The 15,792-nt window shown below is 68.2% G+C and carries 16 protein-coding genes; 5 read left to right on the top strand and 11 right to left on the bottom strand.

Annotation, left to right across the window (positions count from 1 at the left end):
• The first annotated feature begins 78 nt into the window (after positions 1–78).
• Positions 79–726: a TetR/AcrR family transcriptional regulator gene (locus ACFQU4_RS31665; RefSeq protein ID WP_377499874.1), complete on the top strand. Its 648-nt coding sequence runs from the start codon at positions 79–81 to the stop codon at positions 724–726.
• On the opposite strand, the gene ACFQU4_RS31660 is transcribed toward ACFQU4_RS31665, so the two are convergent.
• Positions 713–1,285: an acyltransferase gene (locus ACFQU4_RS31660; protein WP_377499872.1), complete on the bottom strand. Its 573-nt coding sequence runs from the start codon at positions 1,283–1,285 to the stop codon at positions 713–715. The genes ACFQU4_RS31665 and ACFQU4_RS31660 overlap by 14 nt on opposite strands.
• The gene (locus tag ACFQU4_RS31655; protein WP_377499870.1) at positions 1,282–2,472 is read right to left on the bottom strand and encodes a hypothetical protein; all 1,191 of its coding nucleotides are present in this window, start codon (positions 2,470–2,472) and stop codon (positions 1,282–1,284) included. Before ACFQU4_RS31655 ends, ACFQU4_RS31660 begins: the two co-directional genes overlap by 4 nt.
• A 29-nt stretch (positions 2,473–2,501) precedes the next feature.
• Between ACFQU4_RS31655 and ACFQU4_RS31650 the strand changes: the two genes are divergently transcribed.
• Positions 2,502–3,287, top strand: coding sequence for a helix-turn-helix domain-containing protein (locus ACFQU4_RS31650; protein WP_377499868.1), 786 nt, complete (start codon positions 2,502–2,504; stop codon positions 3,285–3,287).
• A 20-nt stretch (positions 3,288–3,307) separates the two neighbouring features.
• Here the strand turns inward: ACFQU4_RS31650 and ACFQU4_RS31645 are convergent, their stop codons facing one another.
• Entirely contained in the window at positions 3,308–4,003 is a 696-nt protein-coding gene (locus tag ACFQU4_RS31645) for an SDR family oxidoreductase (RefSeq protein WP_377499866.1), read from the bottom strand.
• 182 nt (positions 4,004–4,185) lie between these two features.
• On the opposite strand from ACFQU4_RS31645, the gene ACFQU4_RS31640 reads away from it, so the two are divergent.
• Complete coding sequence (locus ACFQU4_RS31640; RefSeq protein WP_377499864.1) at positions 4,186–6,087, top strand: heparinase II/III family protein; 1,902 nt, start codon at positions 4,186–4,188, stop codon at positions 6,085–6,087.
• Here ACFQU4_RS31640 and ACFQU4_RS31635 read toward each other — a convergent pair.
• Genes ACFQU4_RS31635 through ACFQU4_RS31615 form a run of 5 tightly spaced genes read right to left on the bottom strand, consistent with a single transcriptional unit; the run spans position 6,073 to position 11,360 of the window.
• Positions 6,073–7,695: an extracellular solute-binding protein gene (locus ACFQU4_RS31635; protein WP_377499863.1), complete on the bottom strand. Its 1,623-nt coding sequence runs from the start codon at positions 7,693–7,695 to the stop codon at positions 6,073–6,075. The two genes, ACFQU4_RS31640 and ACFQU4_RS31635, sit on opposite strands and share 15 nt — an antisense overlap.
• 36 nt (positions 7,696–7,731) lie before the next feature.
• The gene (locus ACFQU4_RS31630; RefSeq protein WP_377499861.1) at positions 7,732–8,652 is read right to left on the bottom strand and encodes a carbohydrate ABC transporter permease; all 921 of its coding nucleotides are present in this window, start codon (positions 8,650–8,652) and stop codon (positions 7,732–7,734) included.
• The gene (locus tag ACFQU4_RS31625; RefSeq protein WP_377499859.1) at positions 8,649–9,644 is read right to left on the bottom strand and encodes an ABC transporter permease; all 996 of its coding nucleotides are present in this window, start codon (positions 9,642–9,644) and stop codon (positions 8,649–8,651) included. The genes ACFQU4_RS31630 and ACFQU4_RS31625 overlap by 4 nt, the downstream gene beginning before the upstream one ends.
• Entirely contained in the window at positions 9,641–10,708 is a 1,068-nt protein-coding gene (locus ACFQU4_RS31620; RefSeq protein WP_377499858.1) for a glycoside hydrolase family 88 protein, read from the bottom strand. The genes ACFQU4_RS31625 and ACFQU4_RS31620 overlap by 4 nt, the downstream gene beginning before the upstream one ends.
• Positions 10,692–11,360, bottom strand: a complete 669-nt coding sequence (locus ACFQU4_RS31615; RefSeq protein ID WP_377499856.1) for an RraA family protein — start codon at positions 11,358–11,360, stop codon at positions 10,692–10,694. The genes ACFQU4_RS31620 and ACFQU4_RS31615 overlap by 17 nt, the downstream gene beginning before the upstream one ends.
• 400 nt (positions 11,361–11,760) lie before the next feature.
• On the opposite strand from ACFQU4_RS31615, the gene ACFQU4_RS31610 reads away from it, so the two are divergent.
• Positions 11,761–12,156: a hypothetical protein gene (locus tag ACFQU4_RS31610; protein WP_377499855.1), complete on the top strand. Its 396-nt coding sequence runs from the start codon at positions 11,761–11,763 to the stop codon at positions 12,154–12,156.
• A gap of 26 nt (positions 12,157–12,182) precedes the next feature.
• On the top strand, positions 12,183–12,824 hold the full coding sequence (locus tag ACFQU4_RS31605; RefSeq protein ID WP_377499853.1) for a LysE family translocator: 642 nt from the start codon (positions 12,183–12,185) through the stop codon (positions 12,822–12,824).
• 22 nt (positions 12,825–12,846) lie between these two features.
• Here ACFQU4_RS31605 and ACFQU4_RS31600 read toward each other — a convergent pair whose 3' ends face one another.
• The 3 genes from ACFQU4_RS31600 to ACFQU4_RS31590 are packed head-to-tail and all read right to left on the bottom strand — an operon-like array spanning position 12,847 to position 15,383.
• Positions 12,847–13,365, bottom strand: coding sequence for a hypothetical protein (locus ACFQU4_RS31600; RefSeq protein WP_377499852.1), 519 nt, complete (start codon positions 13,363–13,365; stop codon positions 12,847–12,849).
• Between the two features lie 35 nt (positions 13,366–13,400).
• Positions 13,401–14,210, bottom strand: coding sequence for an MBL fold metallo-hydrolase (locus ACFQU4_RS31595; protein ID WP_377499850.1), 810 nt, complete (start codon positions 14,208–14,210; stop codon positions 13,401–13,403).
• 24 nt (positions 14,211–14,234) lie between these two features.
• Positions 14,235–15,383: a VOC family protein gene (locus tag ACFQU4_RS31590; protein ID WP_377499849.1), complete on the bottom strand. Its 1,149-nt coding sequence runs from the start codon at positions 15,381–15,383 to the stop codon at positions 14,235–14,237.
• Positions 15,384–15,792: the final 409 nt, after the last annotated feature.

The raw sequence follows: 15,792 nt of genomic DNA, 5'->3' as shown, positions 1-15,792 counted from the left end.
AGTCGATCGACTCACCACTCCTGGATGCTAGGTCGACGCTAGTGGTGAGTCAAGCCACTCACCTCGTATGCTCGGCGCATGAACCGCGCCGTGACGACGTACCACCAGCGCGTCGCCCAGGAGAAGCGCGCGCTGATCGTGATGGCCGCGACCGCACTGTTTCTCGAGCTGGGCTACGACCGGACGTCGCTGGCGCGGATCGCCGAGCGCTCGGGTGTCTCGCGGGCCACCCTGTTCAAGCAGTTCCCGACCAAGGCCGCCCTGTTCGACGCGATCGTGACCGAGTCCTGGTCGACCGCCGAGGAGGAGGATCCGCCGCAGGTCGGCGACGTCGTCGAGGGCCTCGGCATCATCGGCCGCCGGTACGCCGAGCTGTTGAGCCGGCCCCAGATGACCGACCTGTTCCGGATCGTCATCGCCGAGCTGCCGCGGTTCCCGGAGCTGGCCCAGGCGCAGTTCTCGCACGGCAAGCTGCCCTACTTCGAGTCCGTCCGCAGCTATCTCCTGGCCGAGCACGAGGCGGGGACGGTACGGATCGAGGACGCCGACCTCGCCGCCACCCAGTTCCTGGGCATGATCTCCAACTACGTCTTCTGGCCAACCCTCCTCGTGCCGGGCTGGGAGGTGAGCGCCGAACGCGTCGCTCAGGTCGTCGACGAGGCCGTCCGCACCCTCGCCGCCCGGTACGCCGCGGACCCAGCCGATGCGGCGGTCACCGGGACTTGATGACCCGCGCGGGTACTCCGGCGACCACGCTCATCGGCGGCACGTCCCTGGTGACGACCGCGCCGGCAGCGATGACGCTGCCGGTACCGACCCGGACTCCGGCGGTGATCATGACCCGGCCGGCCACCCAGACGTCGTCCTCGATCACGATCGGGCCGGGCCGCAATCCCTGGGTACGGATCGGCACGCCAGGGTCGGCGAACACATGGTCGGCGCCGATCAGCATGGCGTGTGGTGCGATCCGGACGTCGTTGCCGATCATGATGCCGGCCCCCGGGTAGCCGACGACGACGGCGTAGGACTGGATCGAACAGTGATCACCGAAGGTCACGCGGCCCTGCACGATCGCACCGGGGGAGACTACGCAGCTCGCTCCGAAGCTGATCACGTCACCGCGGGGGTGGATCAAGGCATCTGGATGCAGCAGGCAGTCCTCCGGTGCGTGCACCCGGGCGTGCCGGCGAGCTTTGAACAGACCGACCCGGCTGACCAGGCGCTGACCGAGGCCGGCGCGGCCTGGCTGGCTGAGGCCGCCGTCCAGCCACGACCACAGGCTCATCGCGGCACCGCGATCTCGACCAGCACGGCGTGGTCATCCGGCAGCGCGTTTGCCAGTACCCGGTCACCACTGGGATGGAAGACCGGATGATGGTCCGTGCTGAGCGGAGTCCGGCCGCGCGGGGGCTTGGCGCCGCGGAACTTCGGCAGCGGCTCCGTGGCGATCACCGTTCCGGTCCGACGGGACAAGAAGATCACCTCGCCGCCGGTGCTGGTCACGGCATCGCTGACGAGCAGGTCCGGATCGGTCGGGCTGGCGGACGGATGGCCGCCGCTGGCGTGATCACTGAGCTTGCGGTATCCCGAGCCGTCGAAGATCACTTCGGCCAGGCACAGCTGCTCCGGTGCCTCCGGATCTGGGCCGTAGCCGATCAGGCGTTCGTTGTCGGGTTGCCAGGACCAGTGCACGCCCGGTACGCCGAAGCTCAGATCCACGGCCAGACGTACGTCGGTCAGGTCGGCGGATGCGGTCATCACATAACCGATCTTGGGCTCGCCACGGCTGTGTGCAGCCAAATGATTGCCGAAGTAGAACAGCAGCCGTCGGCCATTGGGGCTCCATCGCACGCAGTAGATCATCAGCGACAGGGGCGTGCCCAACCGGGCCAGTGTCTCCCGATCGGCGGCCAGCAGTCGATCTACCGCGGGATGGTCAGCCAGGACCTCGGCGACGCTGCGGACCAGGGTGGCCGACGGCGGGGAGAACCGGTATCGGAACAGTCCGTGAGCCGACCGGTCGGCGAACGGCACCGGTGACCGGTCCGCGTCGTAGCTGCCGTCGCCGGCACCGGCAGCATGGAGCATGCCGAGCAGCCCGGACAGCAGCGGCGCGTCCGCGGGCGGCGCCCCTTCGAGATCGCCGTCGACGACCAGCTCAGAACCGGTGGCGACCTCCCGCCGGACCACCTGTGGGCGGCTCAGCATGCCCTGCGTGTAGTAGGCGAATTCGGCGCTCGGCGACCAGGTCTGCCATCGGCCGGTGTGGAAGAAGGAGGCCTCGGACGGTCCATCGCCGAAACGATCAAGGACCTCACCGTCGGCGGATAGGATAAGGACTTCCCCGACGTTGTGCTGGAGGTCGGCCCCGCCGGTGAGGATTCTGCCGCTGCCGTCGGGAGCGAAGGGTGACACCGTGTAGTAGGCGTGGACGAGCCAGCGGCCGGGCACGGCGTGGGTTCGGATGATCATCGTCACTGACGCTTTCGGGAAGGTGCCTCATGCAGGACTGGGATCTGACGGTGACCGAGATCGACTACGTCATCGACCGCCCGCCGAATCCGGGCTGGCGGATCGCGGATTTCGTCAACAGTCGTTCGCACATCCTCGCGTACGCGGTCTCCGGCCGGGCCTTTTACCGGATCGCGGGCGTCGCCCATTCGATCCGGACGGGGGCGTTGATCTTCATGCCGAAGGGCGTCGATCACACCGCGGCCAGTGATCCGGGCGACCCCTGGCACTTCATGTCGGTGGCTTTCGATCTCTCCGGCGGTGCGGACGACCTGGCCGCGCTCACGGAATTGCCGGCCGTGAGCTACGACGTGCCGCAGGATCTCTCCGGGATTTTCCACGGCATGTACGGCTCCTGGTCGGCACGGTCGCCGGGATTCCAGCTCAACATCAGGGGGCAGACCTCGATCGTGCTGAACCAGATCATCCACGAACACCTCCTTCCCGAGTTGCGGCGTCCGCACACCCGGCGGATCTCCGAGATCACCGCCATGCTCCGGGAGAACTTCGCGCACACGTACTCGGTCGACGAGTTGGCGGACGGCTGCGGACTGAGCCCCTCTCACTTCCGGCTGACATTCAAAGAGGTCACCGGGATGACGGCGACCGCGTACCAGCAGCACGTCAAGATCACCAAGGCGATCGAGTTCCTGACCAGCGGCGAGTTCAATGTCACCGAGACCGCCCGGCTGTCCGGCTTTCGCGACGTGTACTACTTCAGCCGACTGTTCAAGAAGGTCACCGGGACACCGCCGTCCGCCTTGACGAAGCGCTGATCGCCGGGTCGGCGTCATGATCACCCGCGCCGGCCGGTCGACTCGAGGGTGAGCTCTCGGACCGCGACGTGGCTGGGTAGCCGCAGCGTGAACATGATCGATTCCGCCACATCGCCCGGGCTCAGCAAGGTGCTGCGATCGACCGGCCGGTCACCCCAGAAGCCCGTGTCGACGCCGCCAGGGTTGATTGTGGTGACCCTGATCCGCCGGTCCGCGAGTTGCAGGTTCAGGGCCTGACCGAACATTGCGACTGCGGCCTTGGCCGTGCAGTAGAGCGGCGCGGTCGCATTCGGCCGCAGGGCCGCCATCGAGCCGACGGAGATGATCAAGCCACCTGGAACGATCTTGTCGACGGCGTGTTTGCAGGCCAAGAAGGTACCCAGCAGGTTGCTGTCCATGATCTCGGTGAACTGGTCGATCGTCGTCTCGGCGACTTGGCCCGGGATGGAACGCCCGGCGAGGGTGATCAGAGCGTCCAGGCCGCCGAAGGCATCGGCGGCCGAGGCGAGGAAGGAAGCCACAGCCGGCTCGTCGGTGATCGAGGCGGTCCGGGCGACCTCCACGCCGGGCAGGCGGGTCAGCTGGCCGAGCGCGCCGGGTGATCGCCCCGTGATCGCCAGGCGCGCCCCGGTCGCCGACAACGCTTCGGACAGTGACGATCCGATGCCGCCGGTGGCTCCGGTCACGGCGATCCGGCGGCCGGCCAAGTCGATCAAGGTGGTGCCCCTCGGGTCGAGTGTGTGATGACGTCAACCCTGGCTGGACTTCGCGGTCAGCGCCATTGTCGTGCCGTCGAAGATTTGCACGATGCGCTGGTATCCAGGAACAGCGGATCGTGCAAGGAGTCGCCGGTCTGCTCATGGCGTGCCATCAGTGGCGGTGGGCAGAATCGGCGCTCATGACCGACAACGTGGTCCAGGAACGCCTGCTCGACGTGATCCGGCGCCGGGCTGACCGATGGGTCCGGCTGCCGACCCTGGACGATCCGAACGACCGGGCCGACTGGTGGCACGTGGCCTGGGAACGCCTGGGTGATGTCGCCTATCTGCAGTCGATCGAGCCGTCCGCCGTACGGGCGGCTTGGCTCCGCTCGGAGGTGAGGCGGTTGTGCGGGCTCGATCCGGATCTGTGGATCGGGCCGGAATTCCGATCGCGCACCCTGCCGTCGATCGGGAGCCTGGAGACGGCCCATCTGGGACTGGCCGTCGCCACCGTGCTCCGGTTGTGCCCGACCCTGATCGATCGGGCGGAGGTGGCCGAGGCGCTCACTCTGCGTTGCCTGGAGCCGTGCGAGCGAGCTCTCGAACTCCGCGAGTCCGGCGGAGTCGCGATGAACAATTGGTATCACGTGCTGCTCGACGGCTACTCCGCCTGTGCGTTGATCATCGGCGACGAACGCCGGGTTGCGAGCCTGGCCGAGCGGGTGGACCGGGCGGTCGCACTGACTGAGGGCGACAGCTACGGGGAGTCGGTCCAGTACTGGAGCTACGCGGCCGTCCACCTGTCCCATGTCGCCGAGTTGGCGGCGGACCACGGGCTGGTCTGGCCGGCCGAGCTGCACGGGCGATTGGTGGAGTCGTTGAGCCGCTGCCTGCCGTGGGTGGCTCAGTCGATCATGTTCGCGGACGTCGCCAGCCGGTGGGGTGGCGGTGGCTACCTGAGCATGATCAACTTCGGCGACTCGGCGGTGACCGCTCGGCCGCCGGCCGACGTCCTGCTCTTCCTGGCCCGAGAGGCCACAGGTCGTGAGGCCGGGCTGGCCCGATGGTTGTACGACCTCGGATACGCCGAGGCCGAGCTGGCGCCCACCGACCTGTCGACCTTCGGATTCTTCCACCAGCCAACCTGGCGTAGCCTGCGCAACCTCCCCGGATGCGCGGAACCGCTCGACCCTGCTGCAGCCGGACTCGACGCTGCGCAACGGTTCGCGGTCGGCACCGTCATCTTGCGCGGACCCGAACGAGAGAAGACCGTGCTGGCGATCCAGGGCGGCCACGACGCCCTGCGGGTCAACAGCCACCGGCACGGGGACGCCGGCAGCTTCGTCCTGGGACACGGCGGCGAAGTGATCTTCAGCGACCCCGGGCACTGCTGCTACCGGCTGCCTGCCTACCGGGCCGCCGTCGCCGAGACCGCCCACAGCACCTGGACCGTCACCGGCGCGGACGGCGTCGTGCTGCCACAGCGAACCGACGGCCGCCGGACCGGCAGCCTCACTGGTCCGGCCCCGTGGGACACCGACCTGGTGAACCCGGGCTGGCTGGTCGGCACCGATGTCGCCGCGGCCTACGGACCGCCGCTCCGCACGGCCCGCCGTACCTGGCTGTTCCGTCCACCGCACCTGTTGCTGATCATGGACGAGGTCGTCGCCGACGAGCCGGTGCGGCTCGCCAGCCGGTTCGTGATCAACAACCGGGACGGGCTGTTGTCGATCAACCGGGCGACCGATCGGCGCACCGTGCTGCGACGGAACGGTGCTGCGGCCAAGTTCTTCCTGCTGGATGCCCGCACCGACGATTGCCCGGCCGACTGGCCGCTGGAGCAGCATCACTCGACCCTGCACGATGTCTACGACCCTCATCCGGACGCGCCCGGCCAGGGCCAGGAGGGAAGCGGCGCGGATCTCGTCTTCGAGGCCCCGGCAGGCCGCCGGCACCGGGCCGTGTACTCGGTGGTCCTCGACATCGAGCCGAGGATCCGGTCCTGGCACGTGGCCTGGGTCGGCGACGGGATCGTGCTCGGCCACCCAGACGGCCTGAAGGAGTTGATCAAGCTCCCGCCGGCCTCAGCGCGCGGCTGAGGCCGCCGCGAACTCGTCGGCCATCTTCTGTCCGCCGTCGCGCAGATAGGTCTGTACGGCGGCGTCCCATTCCGCGAGGTCGTTCCGCCCGGCGATGATGCCATTGGCAAGATCACTGAGCTTCTGACCGAGGGCGACGCTGTCCTTGTCCGCCGTCTCGGAATCCAGGCCCAGACTGGGGTTCGGGGTGCCCAGGGCAACGACCTTCTCGTACACCTCGAAACCGCGCTGGGTCGCCTTTCGGTTGCCGGGCACCTGGATGAACTCCATCGCGTCGGCGATGTACTTCACCGGCACCGTGTTCTCGTTCTCGGTCTCGGCGAGCGCGGTCTTGGTCAGTCCGTCCGAGGTCCGGGTGAAGTGCTCTCCCTCGAGGCCGAGGGAGACGGTCTCGTACTCGACCGTTCCGTAGGGTGCGGCGAGATAATTGCAGATCCGGAGCAACATCTTGATACGTTCCGGATCGGCCTTCTTGAAGACGGTGTAGCCGAAGATGCCGGAACCGAGGTACGAGTGCTGTCCGCCGATCGGCAGCGAAACGTCGGTGGTGAACCGGCCGCCGACCCGGTCGAAGTAGACGCCGTTGGCGTAGTTCATGAAGTTGCCCGGCACGGCGGCCAGGGTGGCCGCGTAGTACTGGGTCATGATGTCGTTCTGCGATGCCGTGTTCGAGTTCGGATGGAACGTCCCGGACTTGACCAGGTCTCGGGCGAAGGCGATGGCCTCCTTGTATTCCGGTGCCGCGTAGGCCGGGGTGAACGTGCCGCCGTCGACCCGCCAGCCGTTCGGGGCACCGAAGGCTCCGGCGAATACTTCGACGGCATAGCCGCCGCCGGCCCAGGTACCGAGTCCGTACCTGCCGCCGGCGCTGCAGGCCTTCATTGCCGCCACGAACTGATCACGAGTCCAGTCGTCGGTGGCGCCGACACCGTCGAGTTGATCACGATTGACATGGAACACGCTGGCGGCGCGGGCGCGGGGCAGGGGGATGCCGTATATGCCGCCGTCGACGTGCCCCATCGCCTCCCAGGCGTACTGGGGGATCGCGGCCAGGTTGGGGTATTCCTTGATCGCGTCACCGCTCAGGTACTCGGTCAGGTCGGCACACTTCGCAGCGACGAACTGCTTGGCCCGCGGCATCGAAGTGATCAACATCGTGTCGGGAAGATCGTTCGTCGCGGTCACCGCTGCTAGTTTCTGGGCGTATTCGGCAGCTGGTACGAGGTTCAACTGAAGATCGACGTTGAGCGCCTGGTTGATCGCCGCCCACAGCTTGTTCGCCGAGGCGGGATTCGGTGGCGGGCTGTAGGTCAGGATCTGAGCGCTGATCTTGGACCCGTCGCCGGGAGGCTCCGCGACCGACTGCATTAGCTCCGACGGGTACGTGTAGTAACCGTTGACCGCGCTGTCAGCCAGAGTGGCCGGCAGGTCCGGCGTCGGGCCAACCGCCTTGACGAAGGTCGGCCAGGGTGCGGCCTCCCGGCCGCTGTTTCCGGTGCCGGCCGCTCCACCGGCGGCAGAACACCCGGCCAGGTACGGACCGAGCGTGGCCGTGGCCGTGCCGGCACCAAGCAGGCGCAGAACGGAACGACGGGATACCTCGTTCATGATTCACTCTTCCTTGAGGACTGGGTCCAACGATGATCAGGACTTGATGGCGCCGGTCAGGACGCCCTTGGCGAAATGCCGTTGGACGAAGGGATAGACACAGACGATCGGGATCATGGCCAGCACCACAACGGCCATCTGGATGGAGGTCGGGGCGCTGAGCCGGGACTCGGCAGTGGCGATGGATCCGGCCAGGGGCGAGCCTTCGAGGACGTACTGCCGCAGCACGACCTGCAGTGGCCACATCGTGGAGTCCTGGAGGTAGAGGATCGCGGAGAAGAACGAGTTCCAGTACGCGACGGCATAGAACAGTCCGACCACGGCGATGGCGGCCTTGGACAGCGGCAGGGCGATCTTGATCATGATCCGCCATTCGCTGGCCCCGTCGATCCGGGCGGCTTCGTACAGTTCCTCCGGGATGCCCTGGAAGAAGCCGCGGAGGACCAGCAGGTTGAACCCGCTGACCAGCACCGGCAAGATCAAGGCCGCGTACGAGCCGAGCAGGCCCAGCGATTGGACCACAAGGTAGGTCGGGATCATGCCCGGCGAGAACAGGAATGTCAGCAGCACCAGGACCAGGATGGGTCTCCCGCCGAACAACCCCGGCCGGGCCAGCGCGTACGCCATCGCGACGGTCGTGACCAGTGAGCAGACCGTGCCGGTGACGGTGACGCCGGCGCTGACCAGGCTGGCCCGGGTCACCACGCCTCCGCTGAGGATCTGCTGGTAGGCAGAGAGGTCGATCACTGAGGGCCACAGCACCCAGCCGCCGCTGTCGATTACCTCCTGCTGGCTGGCCAGGCTGGTGCCGACCACGACCAGGAAGGGGAAGATCACCAGCGCCAGGATGATCACCAACGAGACGGCCTTCAACGCCACCACGAAGGGACTTGGCGCGGGCATCCAGGCCGGCCGCGGTGTACGCCTCAAGATCGTGCGCTGGATCAGGTCGGTCATCGGAAGAGTCCTTGCTCGCCCAGCCGGTGGGCGGTCTTGTTGGCGGCGTAGACCAAGATCGCGGCCAACAGGCCCTTGATCAGACCGACCGCCGTCGCGTAACCCCAGTTGCCGCCGATCACTCCGGAGAAGTAGACGAAGGTATCCAGCACCTCGGCCGTTTCCGGCCCGACCGAATCCCGTTGCAGGAAGAGCTGTTCGAACCCGACGGTCAGGATGTCGCCGAGCTTCAGGATGAACAGCAACAGGATGATCGGCCGCAGCGAAGGCAGTGTGACGTGCCACAGGCGCCGCCACCACCCGGCTCCGTCGATCGCGGAGGCCTCCAGAAGTTGCTCATCCACGCGGGCCAGAGCGGCCAGGAAGATGATCGTCCCCCAGCCGCAGTCCTTCCAGATGATCTGGGCCACGACCAGCGGTTTGAAAGCCGCCGGGTTGCCGATCACATCGATGATTCCCAGGCCGCCGTCGGCCAGCCAGTTGTTCAGGATGCCGGTCGCGCCCAGCACCTGCTGGAACAGGGCCACGACGATGACCCAGGAGATGAAGTGCGGCAGGTAGACGACGTTCTGCACGAACTTGCGGATGAACTCGAACTGGATGCTGTGCAGGAAGATCGCCAGCGCGATCGGTGCCGGGAAGAAGAAGGTCAACTGCAGGGCGGAGATCTGCAGCGTGTTCGCGAAGGCCTGCCAGATCGCCGGATCGGCGAAGATCTTGGCGAAGTTGGCCAATCCGACCCACTCCGAGCCGTCGACGCCGAGGAACGGGACGTAGTCCTGGAACGCGATCAGGTAGCCGGCCAGTGCCCCGTAGTGGAAGATCAGGAAGTACAGCAACCCGGGCAGCAGTAGGAGCAACAACGTCCAGTCGCGCCGGAACCGCCGCCGGCGGTCACGGCGGGCTTCCTGCCGGCGCGATGGCCGCGCGGAAGGTGCCGGCTGTGCGCTCGCCGCAGCTTCGACGGTACGGGCGCGAGTCAACGCACTCATGGCTGCGGGATCGTGGTGACGTCGGCCGCCGGAGACTGGCTGAGCGCGAGCATGATCGGGGCGAAGCTGTGCGGTTCGTCGGTTACTGGCACCCGTGCCACGTAGGCAGCCACCGTTCCCTTGGCCGCACCGTCGCCGGGACAGAGAGTGCCGGGGCAGCTCAGTTCGGTCGAGAAATCCGGGTTGATCGCCCAGCAGGTCAGCCCGGCTATGGCGCGCCGGGTGCTGGCCAGGAAACGTTCGGCGTCCAGCAGGCCGGCCGCCACCCCGACCCCGAAGCCGTACCCGATCAGGCCCGAGCCGGAAGACTCCTCCCAGGCGTCGGCCTGGGGGATCTCCTGCCGCCACAGCCCGCGTTCGGTCTGGTGGGGCAGCAGTGCCTCGGCCAGAGCAGTGAACCGCTGCTCGACCCCCGGGCGGTGCGGGGACTCCGCCGGCAGGTGGCGGACGAGCTCGGTCAGCGCGAGAAATCCCCAGCCGTTCCCGCGGCTCCAATGATCTTGGGACAACAGGCCAGGGCCTACGAAGTTTCGGCACTGATGAAGCAGACCGTTCTCGGGATCGAGGAAGGCGTCATGCATGGCGACGGCCTGATGGACGGCCTCGGCCACGTAGCGCTCCTCGTTCAACGCCAGCCCCGCGAAGATCAGATACGGCGTCGCGGCCATCGCCACATCGATCCAGATCTTGTCGCCCGGCTGGTTGATCATGGTAAGGATGCCTGCGGCATCGCGGGGCGCGGTCATCAGCTCCTCGGCGTACGTCCGTACGAGCTCCCGGCGATCGTTCATCCGGCCCGCGGCCACGGCAAACGCCTGGGCGATGCCGCCGATCCGGTAGCTGGGGAAGTTGTACCGCGGGTGCTCGATCTCCTCCGGGAAGCGGCGCAGAATGGCCTCGACCCGTCGCCAGAGCTCCTCGTCGCCGGCCGCTTCGGCGGTCCGCGCCAGGGCATACACGGCCAGCACCCCGTAGTAGTGCTTGACCTCGGTGATGCTCTCGTAATGATCGTAGAGCCGCACCGCCACCTCGAACGGAGTCTGCGGATCAGAAGTAGCCGCCACGATCGATCACCTCCTTCGGGGGCACGCCGTCGATGATCATCTGTTTGAGTTCGACCTCGGCATCCTTGATTTTCTCGGCGGCCAGCAGGACCGCGTAGGCGCGTTCCTGGGGCACGATGATCACCCCGTCCAGGTCGCCGACGACGAGGTCACCGGGCCTGATGATCACCCCGCCTACGCGGATGGGCACCTGGAAGGCGGTCATCCGGAAGCGGCCGAGCATGCCGTTGGAGGTGCGGTAGCGGCAGAACAGGGGGAAGCCGAGGCCGAGCACAGCCTTGGTGTCGCGGACTCCACCGTCGACGACCGCGCCGCGGCTGCCTCGTCGTTGTGCCGCCATGGTCATCACCTCGCCCCACTGGGCCGACTCGTCGTCGCCCGAGGTGTCCCAGATGCAGACCGTGTCCGGCTGAATGGCCTCCAACATGGCGGCGCGCTCGGCCATCTCGCCGGATAACTCCAGACTTTTGCTGCCCTTGATCGTGAAGGCCAGCCCTGCCGTGCGCATGGCCGGGTCGAGCGGTGCCAGCGTTGGCGGCAGCACCTGACTGATCAAGCCGTCGGCGCGCAGCACATCGTTGACGGCCGCTGTCGGCACGGCTGCGAAACGATCACACAACTCGGTCGCGCTGATCGGCCACGGTTCGTCCACGTCGGGTCATCCTCACGTCGTTGTGCGGACTCCGGTACGGCCCGCCGAGCGTGAGTCTAGGAAGTTGATCACCACGGATCCCATCGGCTGAGTGTCGATTGTTTGCACGATCCGACGGCGTCGGCCGGTGTGCAATCGGCGGATCCCTACCCGCTGGTTGGCCGATCTGTCGGGCTGTCGGACCAGGCCTGACCTAGCCGCCTCGGCCGCGGCGACAGAGTGTCAGACATTCGCACTAGTGTTCGAATTCAGATTGGCGAAGGAGGAAGCATGACACACGGAGTCGATCCAGACGGACGAAGAACCGGAGTCGCCGAGAGATCGCTAGGGCACGTGCCGTTCGCGGCCGGGAGGGCAGGGCCGCGGTCGTGCGGCGGGCGGCGCAGCGGCCCTGGACCGGGTGATCGCCGGCCTGGTCTCGGGCGGTGACTCCGGCCCCGCGTACGGATTGCTCGACGAACTGGTCCGCCAGACCGGGAAGGCGTCCGACCGGGTCCGACTGTTCCTCACTGTCATGATGTGCATCGAACTCGCCGGGCGGCTGCTGAAAGCCGAACAGTCCGAAGTCGATCTTGGTCCGGCGCTGGACTGGACCAGATCCCGCTTCGGTGACGAGATCGGAGCGGTCGCTGCCGAAGTCGTCGCCGCTTGGCGCGGCGACTCATGGGCTGCAGCGAACGACGCGGCCACTGATCCCCTGCGGTCCATCATCGCCCGGATCTGTTTGTGCGCCGGTGTGGTTGCCACCAGGACCGAAGAGCCGCCGACTGGCGGGGAGGTGTCACACTCGGGGTGACCGGAGGGTCAAGGGCAGGAGGGGTCATGGAGCTGACGGCGTTCGTCGCGTTTCTCGGGGTGGCCGCGGTCGTGATCGCGACGCCCGGCCCGGACACCGCCATCACGATCCGGAACACGTTGCTCGGCGGGCGGCAGGCCGGGATCGCGACCGGGTTCGGGGTGTCGATGGGGCAACTCGTCTGGACGCTGGCGGCGAGTGCCGGGATCGCGGCGATCCTGGTGGCGTCCGAGCCGGTCTTCCTTGCGGTACGGCTGGTCGGCGCGGCCTATTTGATCTTGCTCGGCCTGCATGCGCTGCTCACCGCGTGGCGGTCGCGCAGCGCCACTGGAGAGCCGGGGGAGTCGGCTCCGGCCGGGCCTCGGCTGCCTTCGCGGAAGGGCTTCCGCCAGGGTCTGCTGTCGAACCTGGCCAACCCGAAGATGGCGGTCTACTTCATGGCACTGCTGCCGCAGTTCGTCCCGACCGGCGGCGGGGCCTTCGCCTGGTCGGTGCTGCTCGGGGCCGTGTCCTGTGCGCTGACGTTCGGCTGGCTCAGCCTGTACGCGGTCGTGGTCGGCCGGGCCGGGCGGCTGCTGCGCACCCCGAAGGTGAAGCGGATCCTGGACGCCGTCACGGGGACCGTCCTGGTCGCGCTCGGCGTGCGCCTCGCCGTGGAACGCGCCTGACCTCCGGGACTCTGGCCGGACCCTACGGCTGGCCAACCCGGAAGACGAAGCGGTCCTGGGCCTGCCACGGCGCATCGTCGGTGCAGCGATACCCGCGTAGCCACGGTTGCGAGTCGACGACCCGCAGGTAAAAGCCCCGCGGGTGGTCGAACTCGGCGCTGGTCCGAGCCGTCGCTACGGTCAGCGCGGCCGATGGGGGCGCCTGTTTGGACATGATCGTGTCGGGGGCATTGGGCTGGTCCAGGACCGCGAGTCTGAGGTACGGGCCGGTGACGGCCGGGCAGACCAGCAGCCCGTCCTCGGCTGCCGCAGTCAAGATCATCGGCAGCGTCGCGCCGTCCGCGAGCCCCAGCTCGGCCACCGATCGTTCGACCACTCGCACGGTGTGAGGGTGCGGTCGGTCGAATTCCGGCCCGCCGAGCAGCGTCTCGGCGGAGGGATTCAGGGCGACCCCGGCTGCGGTCAGCGCTTCGATCAGCTCGGCTCGAGCCCATCCGCCGATCGCGACCTCCAGCGGCGCGCTGATGGTGTGGCCGGTCACGGCGGCAGTCTCGCACGGCGGCCGACGAAGGTACGTCAGGTCAGGTGATCGAAGTCGCCGCGGACCCAGCCGATGTGGCGGTCGGCGGAGCGGCGCAGGATCTCCTGGCCGCCGGTGGTGACGGTGTTGCCGAAGTTGCCGATGATCCGGTCGAAGGTGAACCCGCCCAGCCGGGTGGCGACGCGGTCGACGACTGCGGCGGAGAGCGGGATCTTGTTCGGGTAGCTGCGCAGGAAGCCGAGCGAGGTCCGGTCCGGGTTCGGGAAGACGGTGTCGCCGGCGAACAGGATGCCGCGGCCCTCGGCTCCGGCCGCCCAGACCGCGACGCAGCTGCCCGGGAAGTGGCCGCCGACCTGGTGCAGGGACAGCCCGTCGGTGAGGTCGTGCCGGTCGGACCAGAACTCGACCGCGGACCCGGTCCGGCCGAGCCACTCCCGGTCGGCCTCGCAGACGAGCACCGGCGCGTCGAGGGCGGCGGCCCATTCGAGCTGGACGCCGAACATGTGCGGGTGGCTGGCGGCGATCGCCAGCACCGGGCCGTTGGCGCGGACCTTCGCCACGGTCTCGTCGTCGATGAAGCCGAGCGGATCCCAGAGCAGCGAACCGGCGGGTGTGGTGATCAACTCGGCGGTCTGCCCGATGCCGACGCCGGGGTCCGCGGCCAGCGCGACCAGGTCGGGCTCACGTTCGGTCCAGCTGATCGTGCGGCCCTCACCGGCCAGCTTCGCCAGGTCGGTCCAGTGCTGCCCGTCGGCCGGAACCCACTGCCGCTCGTCGGCGCAGATCGGGCAGACCTCGGGCGTCGGCTCGTCGTACTCGACGGCGCAGGTGGCACAGATCAACATCGGCGTTTCCCCTCGTGGTGACGATCACTCCGGCCGGACGGCGACGAAGGCCGCGTCCGATCCGCCGCGCCAGACTAACCCGGCCTCGCCGAATCCGGCGGTGCGCAGCACCTCGACCTGGTGATCATGGCTGGGCTGCCAGCGATCCTGGTCCGGTGCGGGGAAGATCACGTCCCGTTCGGCGACCGCATCGCCCAGTTCGGCCGACTCCCGGGCCCGTTGCCACCAGCCGGGCCAGGTCTCCGCGGTCCCGTCCCGGTAGGCCTGCTCGCGGCGCCGTTCGGCGAGCTCGGCCAGCCGTGCCGACAGTGCGGGCAGCCCGGGGTCGGGCATGTGGTCCGCGTTGCCGAACAGGCCGCCGGGCCGGAGCAGCCCGGCCAACTCGGCGTACAGCCCGACGATCCGCTCCCGGGTGAACCAGTGCAGCGCCGTCGCGGTCAGGACGGCGTCGAACGGCGCCGCGGCGTCGGGCAGAACGGCGATCCACCCGGGTTCGCGCAGATCGGTACGCACGATCCGGACCCGGTCGTCGCGGCCGATCGTGTGCTCGGCGATCCGCAGCAGCGCCGGATCGGCATCCACCAGGACGGCGGTGGCGCCGGCGAACCGCTCCAGCAGCCGGATCGTGATCGACCCGGTGCCGCCGGCCAGATCGAGCACCCGCGGCTCCGGGCCGACCGTCGCTTCCACCGCGTCGAACAGGGCGCCGAGGCGTTCCTCCCGGTCCGGCAGGAACGCCTCCTGCTGCCGGTCCCAGCTCCGCTGCCAGGTCCACCAGTCCACGCCGTCCTCGCCCGGGCCGGACCGGCCGACGGCGCCGGAACGGAACCGCGCCGGACCGGTCTGCACCGGCACCACGCAGAACACCAGCCCGTCCGGATCCGCGAGCTCCACGTACTCCCCGTGATCGACCCGGACCGAGGCGCCGAGCCCGACCAGCCGCCCGACCTCGGCCGGTACGTCGTCGGACTCCACGTCCAGGTGCATCCCCGGCGCGCCGTCGTTGAGATGCTGGAACGCGAACTCGACCCCGTCCAACCAGCCGAGGCTCCCGTACGTCTTCGCGGGATCATCGCCCGGCACCCCGACCGCCGCCGCCCAGAACCGCTGCGCCGCCTCGGACCCTGGCCGCGGATGATCGATCAGGATGACGCCGACTCGACTTCGATGCATGGCTGCACGCTACTGACGAGCGCCGACAGCACCCGGCGGGCCGTACCAGTCGGCCTTGAGGTAAGAAGTGGCCCAGGTACCGCGCGATAGGATCGTGGGTGCCGTTCGCAGCATCCCGCGGGCGGGTGAGGGGTGTCACACCAGGGCGTCCCAGCGTGAAAGATGTGCTGCAACCGGACCTGATCGGGTCGGGAATCTTCGGGGGCGTGCCGACCTGGGCGCGAGGTTGTTGCACGTGATGCGGTGTGAGCGCACTGATCACGGGGCAATACCGTTCCAGGATGCCCAAGGGGCTGGGTTAGCATCGCCCGGACCACTCCTGGCCAGCGCTGCCTCCGGGGTGCACCGACGCCGCAAGGCAAGAGCCGCAAGGCAACCGGTCCGTTCGCGAAGCGCAACGACGGGGGAT

This window comes from Microlunatus sp. GCM10028923 (genome assembly GCF_042666975.1).
Lineage (GTDB): Bacteria > Actinomycetota > Actinomycetes > Propionibacteriales > Propionibacteriaceae > Microlunatus.
Note: the sequence above shows the minus strand (reverse complement) of the source record. Positions and strands in the feature narration are given on the sequence as shown.

Excerpts from the sequence above, each read along its gene's own strand:
- ACFQU4_RS31590 (WP_377499849.1), bottom strand. The coding sequence starts at position 15,383 with ATGCATCGAAGTCGAGTCGGCGTCATCCTGATCGATCATCCGCGGCCA.
- ACFQU4_RS31650 (WP_377499868.1), top strand. The coding sequence starts at position 2,502 with ATGCAGGACTGGGATCTGACGGTGACCGAGATCGACTACGTCATCGAC.
- ACFQU4_RS31660 (WP_377499872.1), bottom strand. The coding sequence starts at position 1,285 with ATGAGCCTGTGGTCGTGGCTGGACGGCGGCCTCAGCCAGCCAGGCCGC.
- ACFQU4_RS31640 (WP_377499864.1), top strand. The coding sequence starts at position 4,186 with ATGACCGACAACGTGGTCCAGGAACGCCTGCTCGACGTGATCCGGCGC.
- ACFQU4_RS31665 (WP_377499874.1), top strand. The coding sequence starts at position 79 with ATGAACCGCGCCGTGACGACGTACCACCAGCGCGTCGCCCAGGAGAAG.
- ACFQU4_RS31595 (WP_377499850.1), bottom strand. The coding sequence starts at position 14,210 with ATGTTGATCTGTGCCACCTGCGCCGTCGAGTACGACGAGCCGACGCCC.
- ACFQU4_RS31630 (WP_377499861.1), bottom strand. The coding sequence starts at position 8,652 with ATGACCGACCTGATCCAGCGCACGATCTTGAGGCGTACACCGCGGCCG.
- ACFQU4_RS31635 (WP_377499863.1), bottom strand. The coding sequence starts at position 7,695 with ATGAACGAGGTATCCCGTCGTTCCGTTCTGCGCCTGCTTGGTGCCGGC.
- ACFQU4_RS31655 (WP_377499870.1), bottom strand. The coding sequence starts at position 2,472 with ATGATCATCCGAACCCACGCCGTGCCCGGCCGCTGGCTCGTCCACGCC.
- ACFQU4_RS31605 (WP_377499853.1), top strand. The coding sequence starts at position 12,183 with ATGGAGCTGACGGCGTTCGTCGCGTTTCTCGGGGTGGCCGCGGTCGTG.
- ACFQU4_RS31625 (WP_377499859.1), bottom strand. The coding sequence starts at position 9,644 with ATGAGTGCGTTGACTCGCGCCCGTACCGTCGAAGCTGCGGCGAGCGCA.